Source organism: Mycobacterium sp. NGS57 (assembly GCF_059812405.1).
In genome coordinates this window covers 209518-223975 of sequence record NZ_JCALCP010000001.1, presented here as the reverse complement: position 1 = coordinate 223975, position 14458 = coordinate 209518, and the positions used below count along the sequence as shown (strand labels likewise).

Genomic DNA, 14458 nt, shown 5'->3' with positions numbered 1-14458 from the left:
CGGTCCCTACTCTCCGGTGTCCTATCGTGATAGCGGTGACGATCGAGGATTCCGCCATCATGCCCGAGGCGTTCTTCACTGTCGACGGCGACTCCTATGTGCCGGGCGCGATGACGCGGGGGCCGTGGGGTGCGGCGATGGGCGGCCAGATCGTCGGCGGCCTGTTGGGCTGGGGCATCGAGCGATCGGGCATCGACCCCGAATTTCAGCCCGCGCGCCTCACCGTCGACCTGCTGCGCCCGGTCCTGCTCGAGCCGGTGCGGATCGAGACCTCGGTGCAGCGGGAGGGCCGGCGCATCCGGTTGGTCGACGCCGCGCTGGTGCAGAACGGGCGGACCGTCGCGCGCGCCAGCGCACTGTTCCTGCGGCGCGGCGATCATCCCGACGGTCAGGTGTGGTGCGCCCCGGTGGAAATGCCGCCGCTTCCGACGCGCACCGACGGCTTCCCAGCGGACATGCCGTTCCTCATCTGGGGCTATGGGGCCACCCTCGACGGCACCCCCGGCATCGCGGCCGGCGAGTGGGAACAGGCCCATTCCCAGAAGTTCGCGTGGGCGCGGCTGTTCCGGCCGATGGTGGCGGGCTTCCCGCTCACGCCGTTCGTTCGCCTGGCGTTCGCCGGCGACTGCACCAGCTCGCTCACCCATTGGGGCACTGGCGGATTGCGCTACATCAACGCCGACTACACCGTCACCGCGAGCCGCCTGCCCGACGGCGAATTCCTCGGCCTGGCGGCCCAGAGCCACTACGGCGCCGACGGCGTCGCCACGGGGAGCGCCGTCCTGTTCGACCGGCACGGGCCGCTCGGCTCCAGCACCGCGCTGGCGCTGGCCCAACCCGCCGACGCGTTCCGGCCGACCTATCAGTAGGTCACTCCATCAGCCGCGCGGCCACCGTCGCGCCCAGCTCCCAGCACGCTTCCAGGTCGGCCTTGCTTGGCTTGCCCGAAACCACCACGGTCTCAGCCGCTTTCGTCCATCCCAGGCCGGTCGTGATGGCGTCGACGCCGCGCTCGGCGCCCTCGGTCCCCTCGTTGCCGTGCAGGTACAGGCCGAACGGTCGCCCCCGCGTCGCGTCGAGGCACGGGTAGTAGCAGACGTCGAACGCGTGCTTATTTGATATATAATCTCTTAGTATGCTCCCGACGCTATCACCGCAGGTCACTCGTGCTGTCATCTATGCGCGGGTGTCATCCGACCGGGCCAAAGGGCGCTCCGTCGTCGAGCAAGAAGCAGAATGCCGGGCCGAGTGTGAACGCCGAGGCTGGCCCGTCGCCGACGACGTTCTGATCGACAACGATCGCTCCGCAACACGTTTCGCCACGAAGGACCGGCCGGAGTATGAGCGGTTGCGGACAATCCTCCGGCCGGGTGACGTGCTGGTGGTGTGGGAGGCAAGCAGAGCGGGCCGGTCACTGGACCACTACGTCGATCTCCGGCGGCTGTGTGCCGAGCGCGGGGTGTTGTTGTCCTACTCCGGCAGGCTGTTCGACATGGACAATGGCGACGACCGCTTCGCCACCGGCCTGGACGCGCTGATCGCCGAGCGTGAAGCTGAGGACATCCGTAAACGCATCGTCCGTGCCCACCGGGCCAACCTAGCGGCAGGCAAGCCACACGGCCGAGTTCCCTACGGCTACAGGATTGTTCGCGACCCAGAGACCGGCAGGGCCACCGGGCGCGAACCTGACCCGGCCCGCGCTCCGCTGGTGGCTGAGGCAGCGCGGCGGGTACTCGACGGCCACAGCCTTCAATCGACGGTGCGGTGGATCGCGAGCAAAGACCCCGACCCCCGTTGGAACGGCGCGAAGCTGCGGCGGATTCTGCTCAACCCCACCAGCGCGGGGTACCGGACCCAAAGCCACAAGGTCAACGGCAAGCGCGGCCCTCAGATGATCCACGGCGAGGGCACCTGGCAGCCGCTCCTCACGCCCGCGCAGCACGACGACCTGGTGGCCTTATTTGCCGCCCGCAAGACCGGGCCGCGTGGGCCTGAGCCTGTCCACCTCTTATCCGGTATCGCGGCGTGCGCGGTGTGCGGCGACAAAATCTGGCGGGGCAAAGCCGGACGCAAGAAGGACGGCTCGCTTTATGAGGTTTACAAATGCCGGAAGGGTTGCGTGGGGCGCAATCTGGGCCAAGTCGATGCCGTCGTGCTGTCGGTGGTCGCGGGCATCCTCACCACTCCCGAGGCACTGGCAGCGCTGGCCGAGCCGCCCACCGAGCCCGACTCCACCGCCAAGGCCGACCTAGGCGAACTCAAGCGCCAGCTACAGGCCGTAGAGGATCAGATGATCGACAACAAGATGCCCGCCGACGTGGGCGCTCGGGTAGCGACGCGGCTGGCCGAGCGCATCGCCGAGCTGGACAAAGCCACCGCGCCCACGTTCACTGAGCCGCTGGTGCGGGAGCTGGCCACTGCGCACGATCCGGTGGCGATGTGGCGTGGCCTGCCGCTGAAAGGCAAGCGCGAGTTCATCCGCGCGGTAATGACCATCAAGGTGGAGCGGGTCGTGAGCCGGTGGCACGCCAAGGAGGACGGCATCATCATCACGCCGCGCCGTGAGACAACCACAACCGTAGCCGAGGTCGAAGCGCCAGCCTGAGCCGACCACAATCCCTCGGTCGGTGAGGGGATTTAGTTATATTGCAACACCTTTGAGCAATTTCCGACGAACCTGAAGGCACTTATCGGCTTTTGTCATCTATCATTGACCTAGGTCGAATCCCCCGGACCAGCGCCTGCGCACCTCACACACCCACACACACGGAATCGGGGCCCCAACTCCCCGGAGTTCTGAGCCGTGAGCAGCAAGTCCGCGCCCACCCCTGTGTTCGAATCCCTCCGCGATGCCTCTGTCCGGACTGGATTCTCGATACCCACTCTCCGCGAGAAGATCGACGACGGCGAGCTGCCCGCGTACCGCATCAGCGACAAGCCCAACAGCCCGTTTCGAGTCAGGATCGCCGACGTCGACGCGCTGATGAAGCCCGTCGCTCCCACGCGCTGCGGTGCGCGATGATCGGCGACAGCCGGACCGACGCTCCGCCCGACCCCGCGTGGGTCGCCGAACAGGTCGTCAAGTTCTCGCCAGACGAGTTGCGCCACGCGGCACGGATGCTCGTCAGCCTCGCGGCCGACGTACCCGCCGCGAGCACTTGACCCAGGACTGAAATTCGCCGCCGCACAACCACACCGCAGGACCGAACGCATCGGAAAGGAGATGTGTGGGGTGCCGCCCACCGAAACGGCACCGCCTCACCAGAAACACTCCGAGGAGGAGATGTGAGTGAGTTTACCCCCGCGGCCGCCACCACGGCTGTCGCGCAACCGGCAGTCTATTGGTCGCCACAGCAATGCGCCGAGCAGATGAGCTACACCGAGGAGATGCTCGACTACCCTGTGTTCGATGAGTTGAGCGCGGCCGAGCGGCGCGAGACGTGCGAAGCCTGGCGTCAGCTGTGCGGAGAAGATCTGGACACGACCATCACGTGGAGCAAGCTGCCCCTCATGCCTGCGAGTGTTGGCAGCCGGATTGCTGAAAAGACCCTCACCCGGGCCGAAGTCGCCGAGTACGCGGCCAGTCACGGGCTGGATGACCCCCATCTGATCGCCGAGAGGCTGAGCGCCGGCGAATCGCTAAGGGCCGAGCGGCGACGCGCACACGTGAGGGCGCACTTTCAGTCCGACCCGCTGCCGCTGGCTGTATCCAAGGTGCCCCCGTTTCCAGTGCACGCACTACCTGCGGTGCTCGCCGAGATGGTCCAGGGTGTTGCCACCGAGCTTGGGGTCGACCCAGCGATGACGGCAGCCTTCGGGCTGGGCGCTATCTCGGGTGCGCTGTGTGGGCGTGTTGTTGTTCAGGTGCACGGCAATTGGATCGAGAACGGGGTGTCCTACATCGTCGTGGTTGACGAGAGCGGCGGCCGCAAGAGCCCGGCGTTCGCGCAGATGTTCAATGACCCGCTGATGGCAGTACAGCTGGAGCTGGCCCAGCTGCACAACCAGCGCGTGCACGAGGACGTCGATGAGGGCGTGGAAGCGATTGGTGCCGAGCGCGAGGCCGACGATGGCCCGGAACCGCGACTACTCGCGAGCGATGTGACGACCGAACAGCTCGGTGCGCTGATGGCCGAAAGCCGCGAGTACATGATCGTCGCGGACGCCGAGGGCGATGTGTTCGACATTCTGTCGGGGCGCTATTCCAGCAAGGGCAGCAATCCGCCCAACCTGAGCCTGTATCTCAAGAGCTACAGCCGCGAGCGGGTGGACGTGGATCGCACCAGCCGTGGGCGGGTGCACCTCACCCACCCCGCACTGACGTTGTGCCTGGCCACACAGCCCGCGGTCTGGCACGCGGTGATGGCGAATGAGTGGTTCGCGGGGAAGGGCTTCGTGGCGCGATTAGAGGTCGCGTTTCCCGAGCCACGTCTGGATCGTGCCGAGCGTCTGTCGGCGCTGGGGCAGCTCTGCGACGATCCTGAGCCGGTGAGCCATGCAGTGGTGCAGGCGTACCGCGCGGTGATCCGCGACCTGGCCCTTGGTCTGTGGAACTCCCCCGAGACAACAGCCAGGCTGACCGAGGCGGCGCAGGCTCGGATGAAGCGCCATACCCGGGAGATCGACGCGCGCCGCCGCGCCGATGCCGACCTCGGTGGGAAGCTTTCCCGCTGGGCCGCCAAGTGCTCGGGGCGGGTGGCACGGCGCGCGCTGCACCTCCACATGGTCGAGCACGTGGCCGAGTACGGGGCTGTGAGGGCAGCCGGACTGCTGATCGGACATGAAACCGTGGAGCGCGCCATCGAGATCGAGGAGTGGCTCATCGCAAACGAACGTGAGGCGTACGGGCTGGCCGATGTCGAGACGGACGTCGACACGGACGACGTGCAGGCGTTCGTCCGATGGCTGGTTGCCGAGCATGCGAAGTCGCCCTATCAGCCGATCCCTTTGTCGCGGATCCTGCAATACGCCAACCCTAGGCGCGCACGGCAGAAATCGGGTCGCGACAAGCTGGTGGCGCTGCTGGTGGATCTCAACTACCTGGCGCGCACCAAGACCGGGAGGAAGGATGCGGTGTACCTCAACCCCACAGCCTCCGACGTGGTGTGCGCGTCGGCTACCTTAGCCACGATCCGCGAATGTTAGCTATTGGCTAGCCGTGGTTTAGCCATGCCAAACAACGCGTCACCAGCCAAAACCGAGAGCCCTAGCCATTTTAGCCACGATTTGGCCCAGCCGGGCTGGTCGAGATCGCACAGACCACACACGTCACTCTCTATAGAGAGATAGATCTTTAATTTGCGTCTTATTGGTCAATGGCGAAGGTGGCCAACGTTTTTCGCGCAGTTGCGCCAGATCTGGCTAAACCGGCTAAGCCACTCTGTTTTGCCAGGTAGGCGGCTGTGGGGCTGCGGCTAGAGTCGTGGCTAACCCGCGGCTAGGAAGTAGCTAAAGTTCTGGGCCGACCCTGAATCCGTGCCTAACGCTCGTCATCGGTCTGTCACGCCATAATCCGGCCTCGCCGGTTTACTGCCGTCGCAGCCACCCAACTGATTGATGCCGAAGGCTAGCAGCACGACACCGAAAACTGCTGCGATAATCCGCACGAGAAAGAGAACTGTCCTTTGATCGGAATCGTTCTGGGGAGTCGAATTCTCGGTCGTATTCCTTGCGAGTGCGCTTCCGAGCTGGATGGTCGTCCGTTCGCCGCACTCGACGCACTTGAAGTGCGTTCGTGTGCTTTCGGCTGGGACCGTGAGCCTCTTTGCACAATGCGAGCACACGACGGGCCTCTTGTTGTCGGTCATCGGCGGGATTGTAGTTACTGCGCGAGCGCGCGACCTCAGCACGGTGCGTTGACAAGATGTTTACGTGACCAACCGACTTGATGCCCGGCATCGCGCGGAACAGGCCGAACGAATGGCGGCGACTGGCGCGACGTGGCAGGAGATCGCCGACCAGCTGGGCTACCGGAGTCGCCAGGCGGCATCGCAAGCAGTGAAGCGGCTGGGCAACCGAACCCCGCCCGAGACCGTGGGACAGGCCCGTGCCAAGCACGACAACGCCCTGCGGCTTGTCCAGCGCAACAACTTCACCCGATACCTGACGGCGCTACAGGCTGGCGACGACAACATGACGCTGCAGTACTCCAAGGAGATCAGGAGCACCGTTGCCGAGCGCGCCAAGCTTGTTGGTGCCTACGCACCCCGGCGCGCCGAGGTGGACGTGAACGTGTCCACCGACCCCAGCGCGATCATCGACCGCATGGAGTCTGACCTGCTGGCCCTGGTGGCCCTGCAGCGCCAACCGCAGCCTGCCCTCGGCGGCGTGATCGAAGGAGAAGTGATCGAATGACTATGGCGCCCGACGATGTGATCAGGGCGGCCGCGTCCGTCGCCCGCGACGCTGCCGAGGGCCGACTGAGCCCGGCGGCATTGCACGAACAGGCAGTGGCCGAGTGCCGCAAGTTGTTCGGCACCGTCACTGGCCCTGGTGATGCGCTGTGGGAGCTTCAGGTCAAGGTGGCACGAGATGTGTTGGCGCAGAGGGGAGTTCCGGCCGATGAGCTGACCGAATGGCTGGCGGTGGCGCGCCAGCCGAACGGCTGACGGGTGATTATTGAAAGTAAACATTTAATAGTGCACTTCTATCGTGCGATGTCACAGTGGTATTTGCAGTTCGACGCTCTCGAAAGTTCTCTTGTATTGAAATTGCCACTATGCCGACTTTCAATATAAAATTAAGCCATGACAGCAAATTCTCCTACCGCCACTGCCAGCATCGGCCAGCTTCTCGGCTACTCCCGAGTGAGCACCGACCACCAGTCCCTCGACCAGCAGACCGACGCGCTGACGGCTGCGGGCGTCGAAATGGCACAGGTGTATTCCGACAAGCTCACCGGCACGTCGACCCGCGAACAGCGCCCCGGATTAGCTGCCCTGCTGGGTTACGCACGCCCTGGCGACACCATCGTGGTCGTGGGCATCGACCGCCTGGGCCGCAGCGCCGCCGAGGTCATGCTCACCATCCGCGACCTGAACGCGCGAGACATCACCATCCGGTCGCTGCGTGAGGGCATCGACTCCTCCAATGCTGTAGGTCGCGCCATCATGGGCACCCTGGCCAGCTTCGCCGAGCTGGAACTCGAACTCGGCCGCGAGCGCCGTGCTGCGGCGAAGGCTGCGCGCAAGGCACGCGGGCTGCACATCGGCAGGCCGCGGGTGCTCAGCAACGACCAGATCGCGCTGGCTGAACGGATGCGGGCCAACGGTGAGCCCGTGCCGACGATCGCGCAGACCCTCGGTGTCAGCACGCCGACCATGTACCGGCTCCTGGCCGAGCGCAGCGCGGCGGCGTCGGCATGACCGCCGAAGGCCAGCCATCACTCGACGCCATCGACGGCCGAACTGATCGCACACCGCAAAGAGTATCTGCGCAGGACGGCCGAACGTACCCGCGCTGTGCAGGAGCCGATCCTGCACGCCGACACCCGTGGTGACGCTGCTCAGTGCACCTGCCGCTGCGACGGGGTATCTGCCATCCAGCGCGAACCTACAAGAACTGATTTCCGGTCGCCGCAGCCTCCTCGTTCAACACTTGGGCCATCCGCTGCACGGTGGTCATGTTGTTCGGCAGAACGATGTGAAGCCGGGGGCCTAGGGGCTGGCCAGCCAGCTCCTGCGGAGGTTGAATGAGGCCGTGCGCGGCTTTCAGGTGGGACTCCCAGACCGACGCGGAGCGGGCCATTAACGCAATGGCCTTCCAGTTCATCTGGTTGCTGGTGGCAACCGACGCGGGGTCGACGCTGTAGAAGGTGCTCAGCAGGTTCGCGACCTCCGGCCGGTACACGTCGCGGCCGTCGAAGCGAATCTTGTGGGTCGCAAGCGGATTGCGCGGGTCGTGCAGGATCGTCTTGCCCCACATCGCGCCCTGGAGCCAATACGTGCTGTCGACGCTGAAGTACGGCAGCTTCAAACTGAGCCGGCTGGTCGTGCCCCACCCGTGGAACCGCATGTCAGGCCAGTGGTCTCGCGCGTAGCGCATCACCGAGACCGCCCACCGCATCAGGGAACCCGGCAGCCCGCCGACCTGCCCGCCCAGCCCGATGAAAGTGACGCCCTCGCGGGCGTAGTCGTCGATGGCCATGGGTGGATCGGCGAAGTGGATGGTGGGCACCGCGTTGATACCGCGGCGGCGCATCTCCTCCCAGTTCCGCCGAGAGGCAGCAGGATCGCCGATCACGTCAAGTGATGCGACCCAGGCGAAGCGGTCGCGCCACTCGTTGACCCAGGCGCAGAGGTCAGGCAGCTTGATCTCGGCCCCCTGTGTCTTGGCGGAGAACGCGCCTGAGTCGGCGATCAGCGTGAACCCCTCCAACATGGAGATGTCCTTGGTGCGGAAGTAGTGATAGCTAATCAGGCCGTTGCGGGGGAACGGGATACGCGTTGCGTTCACCGCCGTGATAGTAGGCGTGCACGGTGCGCTGACAGCCCATGCTGTTTGCGGCGCAGACAATCCCTTACCGACTTAGGGATTCTTGTTGTGCTAGAGGCGGTTTCGCACTCAGACGAGCATAGAACAACGTGTCAGCTTCGTCGCCGCTATGACATCGGCCAGGCGCCGATCGCGACTGAGGGTGGCGGCTTGGACGGCGGAAACGATGGCTACGCGGGGCATCAGCGGTCGATCACCGGGGTGCCCCACGTGGCAATCGCGGCTATGGCGGCCTCGCGGTCAACCTCGAAGGCGTTGTCATCGGTGATGGGGGGGACATCGCGGCACGAGATTAGTGCGACCCCGATGGCGTCGAGGGCGGCCTGTCCGCTGTCCATGCAGCCGCGGCAGGCGATCACCCGGTCGTCCATGCAGGAGACATCCCAGTCGAGGAACCCTAGCGAGGGCACGCTCAGCGAGTCGAGGCCGCAGCACACGCAGTGAAAACCATCGGGCAGCACATCGGTCATAGCCCACAAGCGTGTCAGGCGGTGGTGCAGCGAAGCGGCCTCTGACCGTCTCGTAGTGCGAGACGGTGACCGGGGGTGGGTTACTGCGGGCAACCGTTCACTTGCACACCGGGCGCCCATGCTGACAGCTGGCAGGGTGGCACACCCACCCCGGCCAGCCACTGCACGTCCACCAGCGGCGGCACTACTGGTGCTGGGTGCTCTGCGGTCCACGCGCCTGCGGCTGTCAGTGCCGCGTCCATGTCGGGGCAGTAACGCTCGACCTGCTGCTTCATCAAGCGCACCGCCGCACCTGGGTCGAGGTGATAGTAGGCCGACATGCTGTTGGCGACGGCCGTCAACTCTTCGATGTCGTGCGGTTCGGTGCCATCCAGCTTTTGCATCATCACGCAGGTGCTGGGCCAGCTGTCCATCGGGTCGGCGTGCGCTGGTGGCGGCACGACACCGCACACCGCCAGCATCACCACTGCACCCCTAGCCAATCGCTTCACAGCGGTGCGTCACCAAGCAGCGCCGCCCAGATCACAGCCCATCCCCGATGTGATGATCCGGCTGACCTAGTTTGAGCGGTGGCTGTGCCGGGTCGTAGTGGTAGCACTGCTGGAAGGGCGGCGTGTAGCCGCCGGCCGAGGTCCAGCTGGGCTGGACACTCACGCATCTCGTCCAGCTGCCGTTGGGCTGCACCGGACCGTCGCAGTACAGCGCCCCGAGAAAATTTGTCTCACAATTGGCTCCTGGCGGATCGCCGGGGTAGGCGTGCGCAGCAGAGGCGGCCGTCAGCGAGGCGGCGGCGATGCCCAACCCCACCAGGGATGAGTTGATCTTCATAGGGTGTGATCCTCGATGATCGAAGTGTGCTGTCGCGGTGTCGGTTTCAGAGGGATGAACACAGTGGTGCCGACCAGGCTCAGTCGCCCGAGCGTGGTCGTCGGTTATTCGTCGATGTGATGGTTCGGCTGAAATAGCGGTAGCGAAGGCGGTGACTTCGGGTCATACGACCAGCACTGATAGTTCAGCGATTGGGGGATGGGGTAACACCGAACCCATGTTCCGTCCGGCTGCACCTTTCCGTCGCAGAACAAAACCCCCAGCTGGTTCGTCTCGCAGTTCGTCCCGGACAGGCCCGGGTAGGCGTCCGCGGCAGGGGCAGCCATTAGCGCGGCTCCGGCAATGCCTAGCCCCAACAGAAATGCTCTGAGCCTCATGGGTCGTGATCCTCTCCCCATGTCGCAAGCCCACAACACGACGCGATAAGTAGCAGATGCTATTTATAAGTCTGTAGACGCTCAAGTAGCAAGTGGGCACTGTCGACCTTGCTATGGAAGGCGACCTGCAGCGAGCCTTGGGGCGCAATCTGCGCGCTGTTCGGGCTGGCCGTGGCCTCAGTCAGGAAGCCTTCGCCTACGTGCTCGGCGTGCACCGTACCTACATGGGTGGCCTGGAGCGCGGCGAGCGGAATCTCACGCTCAAAGCCGTGGAACGCATTGCGGATGTGCTCGACATAGACCCGCTTGACCTACTCACCGAGGAACGTCGCCCACACAGCGAACCCGATGTTTCCTGCCATTGAGACGGTCCGTTCGGCGGTGCCAGTTATATCCGAGGTCCGATGATCTCTCCTATCTGATCATCTTTCGCCCACCCGTTGGCGCTCTACCGGGCCGCAATCGTGCCAACTCTGTGCCAACCCATGCAGCCTGGGCAGCCCCGCAGCAGGTCAGCGCGGCAGCGTTTGCACCCCCGTTCAATAACGTCGCTTGCATGGAGCAACAAAAAACCATTGATCCTGCGTCTCGGTCGGCTTCCGGGTGGGCTGCACGCCTCGCCGCATTGAAGTCTCGTCGTGTGCCCGACGATGACCCGAGGGTCATCGAGTGCCGGGAAGCGTTGGCATTCCACCGCATCCGGCGGTCCATCGATGCCGAGGCCGGGCGGCTCTCGCGGGGCGGTGTCGACGCATTGGTGGCTCATTTGCGCACGGGAGTGACCGCATGAGGCTGCGCCGCAAGACCCCGATCCCGACCCCGACCCAGCCTGCCCGGGTAGGTGCGGAGAGAACGTCATGGCCACCACACACGACTTGACCGCCGACCCAACCGATGACGAGATCGACGCCGCGATCCTCGCTGCGCTCGCGCCGACCGGCGACGAACTGGTGAGCTGGCCCAGGATCGCCCAGCGTGTGCCCGGTTGCTTCTGGTCCAAAGCAACAGCCCTCCATCGGCTGCACAACGACGGCAGGGTGTATCTCATCAAGGTGCGGGGACGCCCCTACGTGTGCTTGGGCGACGACGCCGACGCACAGCTCGCCATCATTGCCAGGGCGCGGGGCCGTTCGCGCAAGGTGATCGTGGCGTGACCGTCGAGGCGATCCGCAGCCTGGTTGCCGCACGGGCCGGGCAGGCAGTGCGTGCACGTCGACGGCCGGAGACGCCCGCCCAGCTGGCTAGCCGAATCATTCCCGGCTATTGCGTGACGCCGGCAATTGCGCTGATCTCCGACGCGCTGGCCGATGCGGTCGCCCAGCCCGATCGACGCATCGTCATCTCGACGCCTCCCCGCACCGGCAAGAGCGTCTTGGTCAGCCAGGTCGGCCCACTGTTCGCGCTCGCGCACGACCCCAACGCACGCATCATCCTTGCCAGCTACGCTGACGCACTCGCCCAGGAGCACAGCCACGCGGCCCGCGCATTGATCGCCGAACACTCCGACTATCTCGGATACGCGCTGCGCCCGGACAAGACCGCAGTTGGGCGATGGCGCGTTGACGGTTACGACGGCGGCCTCCTAGCGGCGGGACTCCTTTCGGGCATAACAGGTTTCGGCGCAGACCTATTGCTGATCGACGACCCGATCAAAAATGCCCAAGAGGCCGATTCCGCCGCGCACCGCCGCCGCATCCTGTACGAGTTCCGCTCGACGCTGATGACGCGGCTACACCCCGGCGGCAGTGCTGTCATCATCGGCACCCGTTGGGCCGAGGCTGATTTGATCGGCACGCTGCTGTCCGACGAACCGGAACGGTGGACCCACATCAACATCCCGGCCATCGCCGAGGCGGGGATACCTGACGCACTGGGCCGCGAGCCCGGCGTGGCGATGACCTCGGCGCTGGGCCGGACACCCGAGCAATTCGCCGACCTGCGCCGGTCCGTTTCCGAACGCAGCTGGTATGCAATGTTCCAGGGTGTGCCCGGTAGCCCCGAGGGTGCGCTCATCAAGCGGGAGTGGCTGGACGACTGGCGGCTCCCCGCAGCACCGCAGCGCCCCGTGAAGACCGTCGTCGGGGTGGACCCCTCCGACAGCGGCTCAGGCGACAGCTGCGGCGTCGTGGCGGCGTCGATGACCACCGACGGCGTCGTGGCGGTGATCGCTGATGTCTCCGCGCCGATGACATCGGACCAATGGGCCAGGGCGGCCGCCGATCTGGCCGTGGATGTCTGCGCGTCCGAGATCGTCGTGGAGGGCTTCTCGGCCCGTGAGACGTACCGGCGGGTGGTCCATGATGCGCTGCGCCGGGCCAAGCTCAACCGGCCGATCCGCGTCTCCACGTGGCCGCCGAAAGGCTCTGGTCGTGGCGGCGGCGACAGTATGGCTCGGTCGGCGGCGTTGCTCCAAGCCTTCGAGGTGGGTACCTGCCGGATCGCGGGCCACCTGCCCCGTCTAGAGGCAGCGGCGGTGAACTGGCAAGCGGGACAACACCAGCCCGATGCCCTGGCCGCCCTGGTGGTCGCACACGACGTGCTGGTCCACTCAGCCGGGCAACAGTGGGCGTTCGCGTCGCCGCTGGACGCCGCCCGCCGCGCCCGCGAGGGCCGAATGCCCCCGCCGCCCGCGTGGATGACCCGCCGGATCGGCGGCTAGGTGAGACTGAACTCAATCCCAACGGAACAGCTGACGGTAAAGCGCCTGGGTGGGGTGCGGTTTCGGCGGTCGATATCCGTCATCGGTCACCTTGCCCAACAGCTCAGCAGCGGCGGGAGCATTCGCCGGTTTGGTGCACATAATCAGATGCGTGAAGAGGTTGACGTACTCGAGGCTGGCTCTGAACAACTCGACCGCGGTGGTGGCGACGTCTGCCACGGTCGTCGGCTGGACGAACATGTCGTTCAGTGGCGTCGCTTGCCAGACGCCGAGGCGGTCAACTAGTTCCTGGGTTAGTTCAACGTCGGTCTGGCCAAGGTCGATAGCGATGGCTTGAGCCGAGCCGTAGGCCCGAGTTGTGAACGCCCCGGTGGGTAGCACGGCTTCGTGTATTCGGTTGCGCAGCTGGGAGCACGCAAACGCGAATCGTTGCAATTCACGCAGCCGGGTCAGCTGTGGCGCACCGGGGTAGTTCGGGTCCACGTAGTCATCGAGCGTCTGGGCTGAGTGCAGTGACTTGCGTAGATTCGTGCCCGCGGCCGGTTCCAGCCATCGCACGAAGGCGCGCCCGTACCCGTCGAAAACTGCCATGAGGTAAAGCATCTCGCGGTCGAACGCTTCGCTTACAAACTCGATGGTGTCCACGGAGGGGGCGGCGTCACGCCCGTTGGTTCGGCTCAATGCAGCGATGACCTCATCAAGCGCCCGAGCCGCGCGACGGACTCGTGTTTGCAGGGTGTCAATCTCGGAGACCGCCTGGCTGTCCCGGAGACTGACGGCGACCCAGCGCAACATGTCCAGCCAACCCAGTAGGCTCAACAGCCCGATGTCGTACATCTCCTTCACCGAAGGTGGCTTCATCGTGACAACACTCAAAAATGATCCACCGGAACGATATTCCGCTACCGTCCGGTTGCCGGTCATCCGGAGGTAGTGGCCGAATACGGGGTGCAGATCGTCGGGTGTGACCATCGTGACGATGTCGTGGTCGCCGACGTCAGCACGTCCCACTGCGGGGCCAAGCGACACGATCACATCGGTGCCCAGACCGAACCCAGCGGAGGCGAGCACCGCGGCGCGTAGACGGTCTTCGATGCTCAGATCGGTTGTTGACGCTTTCTGAGCATCCATCAGCGCGTAGACGTCGAAGAAACGGCAGTTGCGCCACCCTTGCCGCTCCTCGCCCTGCATGGTCGAGACGCCGAACTCCATCGCATCCATGAACCGGCTGGCGCTCTCGGGATCGGTGTAGTGGATGACATGACGCTCATCGACCTCGCACGCCTGCATCCACGCTGCGGCCAGATCGCGGTCGTCATCGTCGTACACCATCAGCTTCGGCGTGACCACATCCCGGCGGAGGATGTGCACCAGGTTTTGATAGTCCTCGGGTTTCGGGCCGAGGGTGCGCAGATCCAGCCCGACGACCAGAGGCCGCGTCGCGGGCGTGATCGGGAACAGCGGTGGGTGCTCCTCGGCGACAGCGCGCGCATAGCGGAGGAACTTCGAATGAGGGCCGTCTGACGGGATCACCAGAGCGGTCGGGGTGGTGTTGGGTGAGACCATGAGCTGATTGTTGCGCGACCACCCGACAGACTTCCGTGACGACGCGCTCCCTAACTGTGTCGGCC

Annotated in this window: 18 protein-coding genes and 1 pseudogene; 11 read left to right on the top strand and 8 right to left on the bottom strand. The window is 65.2% G+C overall.

Annotated features, from left to right (window positions below):
• Positions 1 to 35: 35 nt before the first annotated feature.
• A complete protein-coding gene (locus AC5Y43_RS01135; protein ID WP_499968438.1) occupies positions 36 to 869 on the top strand; it encodes a thioesterase family protein in 834 nt (277 codons plus the stop codon).
• A gap of 1 nt (position 870) precedes the next feature.
• On the opposite strand, the pseudogene AC5Y43_RS01130 reads toward AC5Y43_RS01135, so the two are convergent.
• Positions 871 to 1125, bottom strand: a pseudogene (locus AC5Y43_RS01130) (flavodoxin family protein); the annotation flags it as partial.
• A 61-nt stretch (positions 1126 to 1186) separates the two neighbouring features.
• Between AC5Y43_RS01130 and AC5Y43_RS01125 the strand changes: the two are divergent.
• From AC5Y43_RS01125 to AC5Y43_RS01110, 4 genes are all read left to right on the top strand, one after another.
• The gene (locus AC5Y43_RS01125) at positions 1187 to 2605 is read left to right on the top strand and encodes a recombinase family protein (protein WP_499968436.1); all 1419 of its coding nucleotides are present in this window, start codon (positions 1187 to 1189) and stop codon (positions 2603 to 2605) included.
• A 198-nt stretch (positions 2606 to 2803) separates the two neighbouring features.
• The gene (locus tag AC5Y43_RS01120) at positions 2804 to 3022 is read left to right on the top strand and encodes a MerR family transcriptional regulator (RefSeq protein WP_499968434.1); all 219 of its coding nucleotides are present in this window, start codon (positions 2804 to 2806) and stop codon (positions 3020 to 3022) included.
• The gene (locus AC5Y43_RS01115) at positions 3019 to 3162 is read left to right on the top strand and encodes a hypothetical protein (RefSeq protein WP_499968432.1); all 144 of its coding nucleotides are present in this window, start codon (positions 3019 to 3021) and stop codon (positions 3160 to 3162) included. The genes AC5Y43_RS01120 and AC5Y43_RS01115 overlap by 4 nt, the downstream gene beginning before the upstream one ends.
• A 123-nt stretch (positions 3163 to 3285) precedes the next feature.
• The gene (locus AC5Y43_RS01110) at positions 3286 to 5145 is read left to right on the top strand and encodes a YfjI family protein (protein ID WP_499968430.1); all 1860 of its coding nucleotides are present in this window, start codon (positions 3286 to 3288) and stop codon (positions 5143 to 5145) included.
• A gap of 344 nt (positions 5146 to 5489) precedes the next feature.
• Here the strand turns inward: AC5Y43_RS01110 and AC5Y43_RS01105 are convergent, their stop codons facing one another.
• A complete protein-coding gene (locus tag AC5Y43_RS01105) occupies positions 5490 to 5807 on the bottom strand; it encodes a hypothetical protein (RefSeq protein ID WP_499968428.1) in 318 nt (105 codons plus the stop codon).
• 64 nt (positions 5808 to 5871) lie between these two features.
• On the opposite strand from AC5Y43_RS01105, the gene AC5Y43_RS01100 reads away from it, so the two are divergent.
• From AC5Y43_RS01100 to AC5Y43_RS01090, 3 genes are all read left to right on the top strand, one after another.
• A complete protein-coding gene (locus tag AC5Y43_RS01100; protein WP_499968426.1) occupies positions 5872 to 6354 on the top strand; it encodes a hypothetical protein in 483 nt (160 codons plus the stop codon).
• Complete coding sequence (locus tag AC5Y43_RS01095) at positions 6351 to 6608, top strand: flagellar hook-length control protein (RefSeq protein ID WP_499968423.1); 258 nt, start codon at positions 6351 to 6353, stop codon at positions 6606 to 6608. Before AC5Y43_RS01100 ends, AC5Y43_RS01095 begins: the two co-directional genes overlap by 4 nt.
• 138 nt (positions 6609 to 6746) lie before the next feature.
• A complete protein-coding gene (locus AC5Y43_RS01090) occupies positions 6747 to 7364 on the top strand; it encodes a recombinase family protein (protein ID WP_499968421.1) in 618 nt (205 codons plus the stop codon).
• Positions 7365 to 7551: 187 nt separating this feature from the next.
• Here AC5Y43_RS01090 and AC5Y43_RS01085 read toward each other — a convergent pair whose 3' ends face one another.
• The 5 genes from AC5Y43_RS01085 to AC5Y43_RS01065 form a co-directional block, all read right to left on the bottom strand.
• Positions 7552 to 8454, bottom strand: a complete 903-nt coding sequence (locus tag AC5Y43_RS01085; RefSeq protein WP_499968419.1) for a hypothetical protein — start codon at positions 8452 to 8454, stop codon at positions 7552 to 7554.
• Between the two features lie 221 nt (positions 8455 to 8675).
• Positions 8676 to 8963, bottom strand: a complete 288-nt coding sequence (locus AC5Y43_RS01080) for a hypothetical protein (protein ID WP_499968416.1) — start codon at positions 8961 to 8963, stop codon at positions 8676 to 8678.
• An 80-nt stretch (positions 8964 to 9043) separates the two neighbouring features.
• A complete protein-coding gene (locus AC5Y43_RS01075; RefSeq protein ID WP_499968414.1) occupies positions 9044 to 9427 on the bottom strand; it encodes a hypothetical protein in 384 nt (127 codons plus the stop codon).
• A gap of 58 nt (positions 9428 to 9485) precedes the next feature.
• Entirely contained in the window at positions 9486 to 9791 is a 306-nt protein-coding gene (locus tag AC5Y43_RS01070) for a CDGP domain-containing protein (protein WP_499968412.1), read from the bottom strand.
• A gap of 104 nt (positions 9792 to 9895) precedes the next feature.
• On the bottom strand, positions 9896 to 10117 hold the full coding sequence (locus AC5Y43_RS01065; RefSeq protein WP_499968410.1) for a CDGP domain-containing protein: 222 nt from the start codon (positions 10115 to 10117) through the stop codon (positions 9896 to 9898).
• Between the two features lie 143 nt (positions 10118 to 10260).
• Between AC5Y43_RS01065 and AC5Y43_RS01060 the strand changes: the two genes are divergently transcribed.
• From AC5Y43_RS01060 to AC5Y43_RS01050, 3 genes are all read left to right on the top strand, one after another.
• Positions 10261 to 10533 (top strand): helix-turn-helix domain-containing protein, encoded by a 273-nt coding sequence (locus AC5Y43_RS01060; protein ID WP_499968408.1) that lies wholly within the window; start codon positions 10261 to 10263, stop codon positions 10531 to 10533.
• Between the two features lie 492 nt (positions 10534 to 11025).
• The gene (locus AC5Y43_RS01055; RefSeq protein WP_499968406.1) at positions 11026 to 11322 is read left to right on the top strand and encodes a hypothetical protein; all 297 of its coding nucleotides are present in this window, start codon (positions 11026 to 11028) and stop codon (positions 11320 to 11322) included.
• Entirely contained in the window at positions 11319 to 12827 is a 1509-nt protein-coding gene (locus AC5Y43_RS01050; RefSeq protein WP_499968404.1) for a terminase large subunit domain-containing protein, read from the top strand. The genes AC5Y43_RS01055 and AC5Y43_RS01050 overlap by 4 nt, the downstream gene beginning before the upstream one ends.
• A 12-nt stretch (positions 12828 to 12839) precedes the next feature.
• Here the strand turns inward: AC5Y43_RS01050 and AC5Y43_RS01045 are convergent, their stop codons facing one another.
• Positions 12840 to 14393 (bottom strand): hypothetical protein, encoded by a 1554-nt coding sequence (locus AC5Y43_RS01045; protein WP_499968402.1) that lies wholly within the window; start codon positions 14391 to 14393, stop codon positions 12840 to 12842.
• Positions 14394 to 14458 lie beyond the last annotated feature (65 nt).